Origin of the sequence: Brevibacterium sp. SMBL_HHYL_HB1 (genome assembly GCF_018208375.1) — a bacterium.
GTDB classification, from domain to species: domain Bacteria; phylum Actinomycetota; class Actinomycetes; order Actinomycetales; family Brevibacteriaceae; genus Brevibacterium; species Brevibacterium intestinavium.
In genome coordinates, this window is the sequence record NZ_CP062936.1 from 1,731,728 (window position 1) to 1,744,695 (window position 12,968).

The 12,968-nt window shown below is 64.5% G+C and carries 11 protein-coding genes and 1 tRNA gene; 2 read left to right on the forward strand and 10 right to left on the reverse strand.

What is annotated here, in order from left to right; translation table 11 throughout:
* Positions 1-7: 7 nt before the first annotated feature.
* From ettA to IG171_RS08095, 9 genes are all read right to left on the reverse strand, one after another.
* Positions 8-1,690 carry an energy-dependent translational throttle protein EttA gene (gene ettA, locus IG171_RS08055; protein ID WP_212131159.1) on the reverse strand — a complete coding sequence of 561 codons (1,683 nt, stop codon included), beginning with the start codon at positions 1,688-1,690 and terminating at the stop codon, positions 8-10.
* 47 nt (positions 1,691-1,737) lie between these two features.
* Positions 1,738-2,355 (reverse strand): hypothetical protein, encoded by a 618-nt coding sequence (locus tag IG171_RS08060; protein ID WP_249204189.1) that lies wholly within the window; start codon positions 2,353-2,355, stop codon positions 1,738-1,740.
* Between the two features lie 77 nt (positions 2,356-2,432).
* Positions 2,433-3,050, reverse strand: a complete 618-nt coding sequence (locus IG171_RS08065) for a single-stranded DNA-binding protein (protein ID WP_212131160.1) — start codon at positions 3,048-3,050, stop codon at positions 2,433-2,435.
* A gap of 165 nt (positions 3,051-3,215) precedes the next feature.
* Entirely contained in the window at positions 3,216-4,796 is a 1,581-nt protein-coding gene (locus IG171_RS08070) for a GTPase (RefSeq protein ID WP_212131161.1), read from the reverse strand.
* A complete protein-coding gene (locus IG171_RS08075; protein ID WP_212131162.1) occupies positions 4,793-6,490 on the reverse strand; it encodes a dynamin family protein in 1,698 nt (565 codons plus the stop codon). Before IG171_RS08075 ends, IG171_RS08070 begins: the two co-directional genes overlap by 4 nt.
* A gap of 177 nt (positions 6,491-6,667) precedes the next feature.
* Positions 6,668-6,741: transfer RNA gene (locus IG171_RS08080), tRNA-Arg, on the reverse strand.
* 107 nt (positions 6,742-6,848) lie between these two features.
* A complete protein-coding gene (locus IG171_RS08085) occupies positions 6,849-7,055 on the reverse strand; it encodes a hypothetical protein (protein ID WP_212131163.1) in 207 nt (68 codons plus the stop codon).
* A gap of 79 nt (positions 7,056-7,134) precedes the next feature.
* Positions 7,135-7,449 carry a thiamine-binding protein gene (locus IG171_RS08090; RefSeq protein ID WP_212131164.1) on the reverse strand — a complete coding sequence of 105 codons (315 nt, stop codon included), beginning with the start codon at positions 7,447-7,449 and terminating at the stop codon, positions 7,135-7,137.
* A 70-nt stretch (positions 7,450-7,519) separates the two neighbouring features.
* On the reverse strand, positions 7,520-8,710 hold the full coding sequence (locus tag IG171_RS08095) for an acetyl-CoA C-acetyltransferase (protein ID WP_212131165.1): 1,191 nt from the start codon (positions 8,708-8,710) through the stop codon (positions 7,520-7,522).
* 228 nt (positions 8,711-8,938) lie between these two features.
* On the opposite strand from IG171_RS08095, the gene IG171_RS08100 reads away from it, so the two are divergent.
* Positions 8,939-10,555, forward strand: coding sequence for a cell division protein (locus IG171_RS08100; RefSeq protein ID WP_212131166.1), 1,617 nt, complete (start codon positions 8,939-8,941; stop codon positions 10,553-10,555).
* Between the two features lie 448 nt (positions 10,556-11,003).
* Positions 11,004-11,699, forward strand: coding sequence for an endonuclease NucS (nucS, locus tag IG171_RS08105; protein WP_212131167.1), 696 nt, complete (start codon positions 11,004-11,006; stop codon positions 11,697-11,699).
* A gap of 330 nt (positions 11,700-12,029) precedes the next feature.
* On the opposite strand, the gene IG171_RS08110 is transcribed toward nucS, so the two are convergent.
* Positions 12,030-12,890 carry a hypothetical protein gene (locus tag IG171_RS08110; protein WP_212131168.1) on the reverse strand — a complete coding sequence of 287 codons (861 nt, stop codon included), beginning with the start codon at positions 12,888-12,890 and terminating at the stop codon, positions 12,030-12,032.
* Positions 12,891-12,968: the final 78 nt, after the last annotated feature.

Below are 12,968 nucleotides of genomic sequence, written 5' to 3' on the forward strand. Positions count from 1 at the left end.
GGCTGGCTCAGCCGCGGGTGAGGCGACGGTGCGTCACGCGGTGCGGACGAGCCGCGTCCTCGCCGAGGCGCTCCACCTTGTTCTGCTCGTAGGCTTCGAAGTTGCCTTCGAACCAGTACCACTTCGCGGGATCCTCGTCCGTGCCTTCCCAGGCGAGGATGTGAGTGGCGACCCGGTCGAGGAACCAACGGTCGTGAGACACGACCACGGCGCAGCCGGGGAACTCGAGGAGGGCGTTCTCCAAGGATCCCAGGGTCTCGACGTCGAGGTCGTTCGTCGGCTCATCGAGCAGGAGCAGGTTGCCGCCCTGCTTGAGCGTGAGCGCGAGATTGAGGCGGTTGCGCTCACCGCCGGAGAGCACGCCGGCCTTCTTCTGCTGGTCCGGTCCCTTGAATCCGAACGCCGAGACATAGGCGCGCGAGGGCATCTCCACCGCGCCCACCTGGATGAAGTCGAGACCGTCGGAGACGACCTCCCACAGGCTCTTGTCCGGGTCGATGCCGCCGCGGGACTGATCGACGTAGGAGATCTTGACCGAGTCACCGATCTTGAGCTCACCGCCGTCGAGCTCTTCGAGGCCGACGATGGTCTTGAACAGCGTCGACTTTCCGACGCCGTTGGGGCCGATGACACCGACGATGCCGTTGCGCGGCAGAGAGAAGCTCAGCCCTTCGATGAGCTGACGTCCGTCGAAGCCCTTCTCGAGCGAGTCCGCCTCGATGACGACATCGCCCAGACGGGGTCCGGCCGGGATCTGGATCTCTTCGAAGTCGAGCTTGCGTGTCTTCTCCGCCTCGGCGGCCATCTCCTCGTAGCGGGCCAGACGCGCCTTCGACTTCGTCTGCTTCGCCTTCGGGTTCGAGCGCACCCACTCGAGTTCGTCCTTCAGCCGCTTGGCCAGCTTGGCGTCCTTCTTGCCCTGCACCTGCAGACGTTCGCGCTTCTTCTCGAGGTAGGTCGAGTAGTTGCCCTCGTAGGGGTAGAGGTGGCCGCGATCGACCTCGGCGATCCATTCGGCGACGTGGTCGAGGAAGTACCGGTCGTGAGTGATGGCGATGACGGCACCGGGGTAGGTCTTCAGATGCTGCTCGAGCCACAGCACAGACTCCGCATCGAGGTGGTTCGTCGGCTCGTCGAGGAGGAGCAGGTCCGGCTTCTCCAACAGCAGCTTGCACAGCGCCACCCGACGGCGCTCACCACCGGAGAGCACCGAGACCTCGGCGTCCGGCGGCGGACAGCGCAGGGCGTCCATCGCCTGTTCGAGCTGGGAATCGAGATCCCAGGCGTCCGCTGCGTCGATGGCCTCCTGCAGTTTGCCCATCTCCGCCATCAGAGCGTCGAAGTCCGCGTCCGGATCCGACATCTCCTCGGAGATCGCGTTGAAGCGGTCGAGCTTCGACTTGATCTCGCCGACGCCTTCCTCGACGTTGCCGAGGACCGTCTTCTCTTCGTTCAGGGGCGGCTCCTGCATGAGGATGCCCACGGTGTAACCGGGACTGAGCCGAGCCTCACCGTTGGAGGGCTGCTCGAGTCCCGCCATGATCTTGAGGATGGTTGATTTGCCGGCACCGTTGGGGCCGACCATACCGATCTTCGCTCCGGGATAGAACGACATCGATACATCGTCGAGGATGACTTTGTCACCGTGCGCCTTACGCGCCTTGTGCATGGTGTAGATGAATTCGGCCATAGTGGTCTCAGGCTATCGTTTCGCCGCACCCGAGACCTAATTGACCATCAGCCTCCGCCGAGTGAAGGAGCCTCTCCGGAGGTGTCGCCGCCATCGGACGAATCCTCGCTCGGTTCCGGGCTCTCGGCCGGTTCCGGGCTCTCGGTCGGATCGTCCTCGCCGTTGATGTTCTCTCCCGGCAGATGACCGGCCCCGTTGGAGTCGCCGTCTTCGTCCCTCTTCTCCCCCTTGGGGGCCTCGACTCCCTTGGGCCGTTCGACCTCACCGAACAGGCACGATCCGGTCGACTCGGTGGGCTGCATGAGTTCAGCAGTGGCCTTGCCCGAACGGATCTCTCCGATGACGCAGCCTTCATCGGTTCTGACCCCGAACATCTTCGACGGAACATCGTTGCCCAGCGGAGATTCGTCGATCGTGGCCTCGAGCTGCTCGGGATCGTAGCCGGCGTCGAGCATGGTGGAGAAGAACTTCTTCGTCGACGGCACCGAATCCTTGTCCCCGGTGATCGGTTTGAGCGCCTTGAGCACCTTGTCCACCTCCGCGACCTGGGTGGCCTGAGTCTTCTTCGGCTCGGGCGCGGGTTCTTCGGTGCCGAAGCCCAGGAGCGAACAGCCCGACAAGGCCAGGGTCAGTGCTGCAGCACCCAGCACAGGAACGAGACGCATCTACAACCTCGGCGGGAGGGGACGATTGACAGTCTCACTTTAACCGATCCCGTCGGTCGACGGTGGCAGCGAACCGGTCAGAACGGTGCGGCGGCTTCTGCGGTGTCCTGTGCGATCGCGGCATCACGCTCCTTTGCGGTCTGCTCTGTATCCGCAGCGGACTCCGCAGCGGCAGCCGACTCACCGCTGCCTGTGGACTCGGCGGCGCCTGCGCCGTCCCCGGACGCGGACTGCCCGCCGTCTGCGGACGTGTCCGACAGGGCGTCCCAGCCCGAGGACTGCGGCGAATCGGTCTCCCGCGCTGCTGGGCCTGCCTGGTTCTGCGCTCGCTCAGGGGCCTTCGACCGTCGGTAGTTGGCGGTGCCGTAGCGCAGGTCCGGCCCGATGTGCTCGGCCACCACGGTCGGTGCGATGCCGCTGCGCTCTTCGGTCTCCCATTGGCGGATCTTGAGGGTCCCGGTCACGATCACGGCCGTACCGGAGTGCAGTGACATGGAGGAATTGCTGGCCAGGTCGCCGTAGCAGTCGACGCTGAACCAGGAGGTGCCGTCTGTGACGAACTCTCCCGTGTCCTTGTCCACGCGCCAATGGTTGACCGCGAGGCGGAAGGAGGCACAGGCCCGTCCGGACGGCAGTGTCCGGGCGGCAGGTTCCGTGGCGACTGTGCCGGTGACGGTGATCGGAATGGCGGACATCGGTGACTCCTCTGCTGTTTGGCTGCGCGCGTCCGGGGCGGACGCGCTGGCCTTCAGTCAGCACCGAGACCCGTGGTGGTGTCCAGGCATGAGAAATGCCCTGTGGAAGGAGACCCTCCGTCCACAGGGCATCCGAGGCCGAGTCGCACGGGCTGTGTTCAAGTCTCAACCGAGCAGCTCATAGGCCTTCCGATGCTCGCCGATGACGACCTTCACGGGATCCAGATACGAACTCCGGGCGACTCGACCGACCGCTTCGCGCAGTCTGCCGTCGACTTCGGCCGCCGCTTCGTTCGCTCCCCTGCTACGCGCGGATCTCGCCATCAACGAGGTGACCAGGGACCCGATGACACCGATGACGAACACCCCGATGCTCACGATCCAGCACCAGGCCGGCAGCGCTCCGGAACCGATCGCGGCGATCAGCGCCGATGCGATGATGCCGATGACTCCGATGATGGTCGCGACGAAGAAGACGATCTGCGCCGCGTTGGCCAGTGACCACCAGGCGGGGTTCTGTCGTGTGATATCCACAGCGGTCACCGCCGAGTCGAGAGTCTCCGACAGTTCGGCAGTGCTTCTCTTCTCGGCTTCGGCGGCTTCGTTCTGCCAGGCTCGCGGCATCGTCGACACTGATTCGGTGATCAGTTCGTGGGCCATGAGTCGCACGTGTGAGCTCTGCGCCTTCGTCGTGGCCGGCACAGAGGCCTGGACGAGCTCGTCGCGTCCCTGTCCGTGTTTGGCTCCGAGCGGGTCCGGAGTGTTGCGCTGCATCCAGGCGAGCACCGGATAGCCGGTCTTGCGGTAGGCACGGCGGAGGTAGTCATCGTGGACGGTCTGAGCCACCGCGTCGACACCTGCCGCATCGGACATCGTCTCGACCAGGCGGGAGGCACCGGGCAGTTCATCGGGTGCGGCCACCGGTTGGCCGAGCTCCTTGCGGATCCGCTTGGCCATCGCCTGCATATCGGCCAGCAGCCTCTCGGCCGCTGCGTCTTTCGTATCGACGGTGTCAGCGAGGATGCTCCGGATCTCGGGAATGCCTTCACGCGTCACGGCCGAGGACACGCGCACGTTCGTATCGCTCAATCCGTCCTCGTTGAGCAGATGGCGCAGATGATCAGTTGCGGCCTTCTGTTCCTCGGGGCTGAGCTTGTCGATCTGGTTGAGGACGACGACCATGTTCGCGCTGTTCTCAGCGAGTTCGGTCAGGTAGTCCGCGTGCAGCGAGAAGTCCGCATACTTCTGCGGATCGACCACCCAGAAGACGACATCGACGAGTCCGACGAGACGGTCGGATTCGACCCGGTGCTCAACAGCGGTCGAGTCGTGGTCGGGCAGGTCGAGGAGGATGAGGCCGTGGAGGCGACGCTGGTCATCGCCATCGAGTGCTGATTCGCGCCAGGTTCGGCTCCGCTCGGGAACGCGCAGCCAGTCGAGAACGTCATTGCCGCCCTGTCCCCAGACGCAGGCCGTGGGCCGTGAGGTCGTCGGACGCCGCACGCCGACGCGAGCGATCTCGAGACCGGCGACGGCGTTGAACAGAGAGGATTTGCCCGACCCGGTCGAGCCGGCGAAAGCCACGACCGTGAAGTCCTCCCCCAGACCCAGTCGGTCCTCTGCTCGTCCGAGCAGTTTCTGAGCATCGGTGCGAACATCCCCGCTCAGTTTGTCGGCGCTCAGCGACAGCGAGTGCCGAATGCCCTCGGCCAGGCGCCGGATCTCCGTCTGTGCAGAACTGTTCACAATGCCACCTCAAGTCGTTCACCGGACGAGCGCAGAGCGCCCGATTGCCGCGCCGGTACCGCGGATAGTCTCAGTGCGTTGTCGAATGGGGTGCGGCAGCCACCGACGATCCCCGCCGCGGCGGTGAGGAAACGCTGCCGGATCGAACCGATGAGTTCGGCGGCCTCGGCTTCGCCGAAGATCGTTTCGGCCAGATTGAGCGCCACCCCGGCGCCATGCCGAGCAGCCGGTTCCGCATCGCTGGCGTATCTCGGGTCCCAGAAAGTCGCGTATTCGATGACCGCGCAGACTCCTGAGACACCGAAGGAGAGGATCCGTGCCTTGGACTTCCTGCCCTGTCCGATGTCGCGCACAAGCGCGTTCACCTCATCGGACCAGCCGCTGACTGCGGCCTTGACCGAGTCCTCGAGACCTCTGCCGACATGCCGCAGCTCTGCCTGCTCCTCGATGAGGGCGGCACCGGCAGCGGTGTTGCGCCACTGACCATTCACTTCGTCGACCACAGCGATCGCCTGTTCCCGCAGTGAGACTGCGGCGCTGCGCAGGATCGCGATGTGCAGCGGTGTCGCCGCATCGTGCTTGCCGGTCACTGCCGAGGAGATCCGATCGCGCATACGCGCCATCGTCGGCTCGAGACCGCGGAACAGCTGTCCCGTGCCGACGAAGTCCTGCCATCTGGCATTGACCTCACCGTGAAGGACTCGCCCGTCTGAGAACACCTCGGCCAGCACCGAGTCAGCGGCACTGAAGCATCTGTCCAGTGAGGCCGCCAGCTCGCTGTGGGCCTGCTCCTGCGACTGAGCGAAATCAGCCAGGGCGTTGACCTTCCCGGGTAGCGCGGACACGGCCCCGGTCAGGGTCCGAGCGCGGATGCGCTCCAGCGAAGCCCCTTCGCTGCCGACCTGTGAGATCCAGGAGCGGATGGGATAGATCGCCGAATGCGGAAGCAGCCCGTCTTCGAGCTCGAGTTCGGCCACGGAGAAGATCGGCGAATTCTCCAGCCCCGCCTCGGCGAGCAGACTCGACAGGTGGTGCCTGACCTCGCGGTTGGCTTCAGGGGGAACCCGGTCCAGGACGATGGCGACGGAGGTGCTGCGCACGGCAGCCGTCTTCAGCAGTGCCCAGGGCGCGGCATCGGCATAGCGATTGGCAGTGGTCACGAACAGCCACAGATCGGCGCTGAGCAGAGTCCTGCGGGCCAGTGCGCGATTCGATTCGGAGATCGAATCGATGTCCGGACAGTCGAGGATCGCAGTGCCCGCTTCGACGCTGTCGTCGGCGATGAGGACGACGCCCGGCGTCGTCGACCCGGGGTCGGTGCTGCGCGGCAGGTCCGGCAGATAGTGCTCGGGCTCGAAGTGCTTCGCATCGGCAGGATTGTGGATCACGATGGGATTGCCCGTCGTCGGTCGGCGCACCCCTGCGGGGCTCACGGCGCGACCCACGAGCGAGTTCACCAGCGTCGACTTGCCGGCCCCGGTGGAGCCGCCGACTGCGATGAGGAAAGGCGTCCTGGTGCGATTGATGCGCGGCAGAACGTAGTCGTTGAGCTCCGCGGACAGCGCCGAGTGCGCTGCACGACCGTCTTCGCAGTCCTCGGTCTGCAGGGTGAAGCGGGTCTCGGAGACGCGCTTGACGATATCGTTCACCGCTTGGCCGACAGGCGGCGTCACGGCACTCTTGCTCTCTGTCATCACGCATCCACTCTCCATGTTTTCCCAGCTCGGCACCAACTGCCACGCCGTATCAGCACGGAATTGCCCAGGGCAAGACGGGGTCGACCGAGAGCGCAGTGCCTCGAAGCATGAGGGAAGTCGGAGGAGTCGACGGCCGTCTGACGAATTCGCATTGTGAGGCCGGTGTCCGGAGAGCGCCCCCGGCGGGGCTCGAACCCGCGACCTACCGCTTAGAAGGCGGTTGCTCTATCCGACTGAGCTACGGAGGCTCACACATCGTAACCGATGGCCGCGGAAGAACAGAAAGCGGCCCCGGCCGGACGGGACCGTTCGAGTCCGCGCCCACGGGCCGGGGCCGCTGAGCAGCATTGCTGGATCAGTAGTGACGCGCCGCCTGCTCCAAGGATTTGCGGATGGTCACGAAAGACACCACCGCCACGCCGGTCAGGGCCAGCACGACGGCTACGGCTTCGATGGCGAAGGCGAAGTCGACGATGATCGGAAAGAATCCGGCGAGCATGAAGCCCAGCAGGGCCACCAGAGTCAGCGCAGTGGCGATCGAGAAGTACTTGGCACCGTTCATTGTTCATCTCCTTCTTCCGTTGGAAAAAGGTTAACCCCAAACGTGAGCCGCGTCACTGTGAATTCGAAGAAAATTTCATTCAGCTCTCGCTGCGCGAGTCGATCGCTTTCTCCAGACGTTCGATCTTGCCGTCGATCTCTCCGGTGTATCCCGGACGGATATCGGCCTTGACCACCAGAGATACCCGGGTGCCGTATTCTCCGACGGCCTCTGTCGCTTCTTTGATGACGGCGAAGACTTCATCCCATTCGCCTTCGATGGTGGTGAACATCGAGTCCGTTCGATGAGACAGCCCGGACCGACGCACGATCTCGACGGCCGCGGCCACGGCGTCATGGACCGATGCGTCCGAGTTCTCTCCCCCACTGGGGGCGACTGAAAATGCTGCGAGCATGATGCGTCTCCTTCTTCGAGTGCGGCGGAGGGACCATATGGCCCTCCGCCGCTTGCCGATACCGGCTGGTTCAGCCCTGAGCCGGAACGTTGATGATCAGCGAATCGCCCTGACCACCGCCGCCGCACAGGGCAGCGATGCCGCTGCCGCCGCCTCGGCGCTGGAGTTCGAGGGCGAGGGTGAGAACGATGCGGGCACCGGAAGCGCCGATCGGGTGGCCGAGCGCCACGGCGCCACCGTTGACGTTGACCTTGTCCTCGTCGACGCCGAGGTCCTTGGAACTGGCCAGACCGACAGCGGCGAATGCCTCGTTGATCTCGTAGAGGTCGAAGGAATCCGCGGGCACGCCTTCGCGTTCGGCTGCGGCCCTGATGGCCTGCGAGGGCTGGTGCTGCAGTGTCGAATCGGGACCGGCGGTCCAGGCGTGGGAGCGGATCTCGGCGAGGATCGGTGCGCCGATCTTCTCGGCCTTCTCTCGCGACATCACCACAACGGCGCAGGCTCCGTCGGAGATCTGCGAGGCGTTGCCCGCCGTGATCGTCCCGTCCTTGCGGAAGGACGGGCGCAGCTTGCCCAGGGAATCGGCGCTCGTCTCGGGTCGCACCCCCTCATCGGCGGAGACGGTGACATCGCCCTTGCGCGAGCTGATGGTCACCGGCACGATCTCGTTGTCGAAGGCCCCGGACCGCTGCGCCTGTGCCGCACGCTGGTGTGAGCGCGCGGAGAACGAATCCTGGTCTGCGCGGGAGAACTCCCGGTCACCGGCATTCGCCTCTTCGGTCAGCCCGCCCATGGCCTGATCCGTGAAGGCGTCCCACAAACCGTCGTAATCCATATGGTCTTTGACGACGACATCACCGTACTTGTAGCCGGCACGCGACTTCTGGAGCATGTGCGGTGCCTGACTCATCGACTCCTGACCGCCGGCGACGACGACGTCATACTCTCCGGCACGGACCAGCTGAGCCGCCTGAGTGATCGTGTTGATCCCCGATAGGCACAGCTTATTCACCGTCACCGCTGGCACGCTCATGGGAATTCCGGCATCGACGGCCGCCTGTCGCGCAGGTCCCTGACCGTTTCCAGCCTGCAGCACCTGACCCATGACGACGTACTCGACGTCCTCGCCCTTGATTCCGGCACGATCCATCGCGCCGGCAATGGCCCTGCCGCCGAGCTCGACGGCGCTGAGCTTCGACAACTCGCCCTGCAGACGCCCGAACGGCGTGCGAGCTCCGGCCACGATCACTGCATCAGCCATTTCTCCTCCTCGGATCTCCGCGCCCGGACGCCCGCCCCGACACGTGTGCTTTTCGATATATCCCAGGGTAGTCGAGGTGTCTGTGGCCTTCGTCACTGGGTCTGTGACACACTTCGGAATGCGCCTGTCCACCATCGCGCATTCGCACCCAACACTCATGGAGTCTCCGTTAGAGTAGGACGAGGACAGCCCCGATCACCCCTCCAGAGACGATAGGAGTTCGCTTCAGTGACGCCCACCGAAGAATTCCGCACAGCGATGCGCGGCTACGAAAAGAGTGAAGTCGATTCGCGCCTTCAACAGTTGCGCACCGAAATCGAATCGGTCCGCAAGGCGCTGGCCGATGCGCGGAGTCAGGTCATCAACGCCGATCGGGCGAAGCTGCAGATCGCAGGCGAACTCTCGGAGGCCAAGGCTCAGCTGAAGAAGGCCGCGAACGACAATGCCGAGGCTTCGGGCCCTCCCGGCAGTCGGATCGACCACCTGCTCAAGATCGCCGAGTCCCAGGCCCGAGAGACTCTGGCCCAGGCCAATTCCGATGCCGAGACCATCCGGAACAAGGCCCGTGCCGAGGCGGCTTCGGCCCGGGCTCGGATGCATACCGAGAGCAATGACACCCTGTCCAATGCGCGGTCCGAGGCCGATGCGATCATCTCCTCGGCCGAACTGCGCGCCGAAGAGACGGTCAAGGCGGCCGAGAAGCGCGCCGCCGAGCTCAAGGCCAGCACCGAACGCGAGACGAATCAGGCCAAGGAGGCCAACGACGCCGCGGCCAAGGAAGCACGCGAGAGCCTCGATCACGAACTCTCCGAACTGCGCGCGGCTGCCGAGAAGGAAGCGGCGGATCTGCGGGCCGAGGCCAAGACCGAGGCCGAGGAGACCGTGGCGGCGGCACAGGCTCAGGCCGATGAGCTGCTCGCGGCGGCCAAGGCTCGCGACGAGGCCTCGAAGAAGGCCCGCAACGAATTCGAAGTCGAGCTCGCCGCCAAGCGCAAGGAAGCCGAGTCCGAGCGCAAGAAGCGCTACGACGAGGCGCAGGCCGAGAACAAGAAGCTCATCGAAGAAGCGCAGGCTCGGGCCGCCAAGGCCGACAGCGAAGCCAAGCAGGCTGCGGAGAGGGCAGAGAAGACTCGGACCGATGCGGTGAAGAAGGCCGACGACATCATCGCCGACGGCAAGTCGCGGGCACAGACCCTCATTTCCGAGGCCCGCGCCACCGCCGAGGCGACCATCGAGGAATCCGCGGCCGAAGCCAAGCGCAATGTGGCTTCTGCGCAGTCTCAGGTCGACCTGCTCACCAAGCAGCGCAAGACCATCACCGCCCAGCTCGATCAGCTGCGGTCGCTGTTCGCCATGCCCGGGGTCATGGGCGGCGACAATGTCGATCCGGCGAAGGCCGAGTCCGCCTCCCATGCCACCGAGCAGATCGCCGATGGCCAGGAGCTCGAGGACCTGCTGGCCGAGGACGGTTCCGGCGAGGGCGAGCAGAAGTCCGAGGACTCCTCGCAGGCGGACTCTTCGGAGAAGGGCGATGCAGAGACTGATTCCTCGGAATCGAAATCCTCACAGGCCCAGGAGGCAACCGACTCATCGGAGTCCGAGGCCGCACAGACGGATGACGCGAAGGGGCAGAACTCCCCCACCGAGGCTTCCTCGGCTGAGAAGTCGAGTAACGGCTCAGAATCCGAATCGGAATCCGCTGACAAGGACAGCAGCTCGGATGAGCTGCCCAACGGGGCCACCGATGAGGACACCATTGCGATCAACGCTCAGGTCTCCGGGTCGAACTCGGGATCGAACAAGAAGGGGTCGAAGACGAAACGCTCACGCAATTCGCTGCGCTGACAGCGACCGTGACCGGCGCTGAGACTCATCACGTAGCGGTCGCGGAGAAGTGAAAAACGAGGGGGCCCGTTCGCGGGCCCCCTCGTCGTTGCCGAAGAGGGTCAGTCTCCCTCCAGGGCGATCAGCGGAACCGGTCGAAGCACCGAGAATGCCAATGTCGCCGGCTCTCGACCCCGATCTCGATCCCATGCCGGGCCTCCTGTCGCCAGGCGACGATGTGAGTCGAGGATGCATTGACATCCCGGCCGCACCCCGGGCAGACGTAGACCTTCCCCGAATCGTTGCCTTTGACCGTCTGGACTGACCAGGTTCCGTCCGGCAGGCTGCGCGTGGTCCGCAAGCCGGCGGTGGTCTCGGACAGGTCACGGGCCGACCTCTGCCATTTGTTCTTGCGACGCGAGGATGAAGATCGTGGCATTGAGCCATTGTCTCACGTAGGCTGAAACGCGTGCGTCTTGTCATTGCCCAATGCTCCGTGGATTACGCCGGTCGTCTGACCGCTCACCTCCCGATGGCCACCCGCCTCATCATTCTCAAGTCCGACGGATCGATCCTCATCCATTCCGACGGCGGCTCCTACAAGCCGCTGAACTGGATGACTCCCCCATGCACGATCCGGCACCTCGAGCCCGATGCCGAACAGGCCGAAGCAGGACTGGACGAGGTGTGGGAGGTGTCGCAGACGAAGACCGGCGACCGTCTCATCATCTCCATCGCCGAGGTGATCTCCGACGACACCTACGAGTTCGGCGTCGATCCGGGACTGGTCAAGGACGGCGTCGAAGCCCATCTGCAGGAGCTGCTGGCCGAGCACATCGAAACCCTCGGCGAGGGCTACAGCCTGGTTCGCCGCGAGTACATGACGGCGATCGGGCCAGTCGATATATTGGCCAAGGACCACGTCCAGAATTCCGTGGCTGTTGAGATCAAACGACGCGGGGACATCGACGGAGTCGAACAGCTCACCCGATACCTCGACCTGATGAATCGCGATCCCCGGCTCAGCCCCGTGCAGGGCGTCTTCGCGGCACAGGAGATCAAGCCCCAGGCTCGCACTCTGGCCGAGGACCGCGGCATCCGCTGTGTCGTTCTCGACTACGATGCCCTGCGCGGCATGGACGACCCCGAGTCCCGACTGTTCTGATCGCTGGCGACACCGATCGCATTTCCGACCCCGTCGCCTGCCATTCACGGCGGCCTTTTCCCCTGCCGTTCACGACGCTCTCCCCTGCCGTTGACGACGCTCTCCCCACCTGCCGTTGAAGGCGGCGAGCATCCGTCGATTCGTCGACCGATCGTCAGCCGCGACTGGCCTTGAACGAGGGGTGAGCGCGATCACGACCGCCGTCTTCGCATCATGTCGATGACGTCGTGTTGGCGCACAGCCTCTTTGATCCTCAGGAAGACGTCCGCTGAGAACAGATCGCTCCACCGGATGCGGAAGACCGTCCACCCCTGGTTGTGCATCGCGTACTCACGACGACGCTCGAGTTCGAACGCCTGCTGCGGATCGGCGTCGTCGAGGTAGTATTTTGCCGGCACCGTCGAATTCAGCGATCACCTTGGCGTGCTCATTCGCAAAGTCGGTCCGGCCCAGGTGCCTGCCGCTCGAGTCGCAGATGTCGACCTGCGGTTCGAAACCGACGATCGAATGCTCGACGAAGCGAATCGCACAGATCGATTCGGCCACGTTCTCTCGCCGAGCGTCGACATTGCGCAGCGCTGAGGCGATCTTGCGCGCACCTGTCCGGACCGGATGGGATTCGGCATACGAGCGAAGCTCATCGATGCTCACGGCGAAGCTGCGCACAGCCGCGTCGAGGACGGCGACGGAGAAGGCCAGCGGACAGTCCCGAGCAATATCGAGCATCGTCTGCACCACGTTCGTCACGGGAATCCCGTTGACGATCTCGAGTGCATCGACGTCGAAGGTCCGTCGCCTGATCAGCATGTTCTGCAGACGCACGCCGTAATGCGGACTCACCGATTCGGCAAACACCTCGCCGGGCTCGATGTACGGGATCGGCAGACCATGGGCGATGAGGGCACTGCGATGGGAGAACACGGCATCGGTCGGAAGACGATCGACATACGATCTCACGAGGATCCGCAGGTCCTCCGTGCGCTTGGGCAACCCGTTCGTCTCCGCGGGCAGCGTCGTCGTCGGGGCCGCGGCGATAGCTGCTGTGAAGGCGTGATCGGGGTGGTCGCAGATTGCAGTGATGAGATACCGACCGCGCTCCAACCGCCGCAGGCAGCATCGTTCTGCGGCCTTGATGCGATGGCAGCCCCATCCGGCCTCATTGAGAGCAAAGGTGGACAGACACTCGAACATACCGTCAAGCATGATCGGTCGTGCCTTGGAAAGGCCAGAGTTCGGAAACGGCCTGTGGATAACCGTCGACTCGAGATC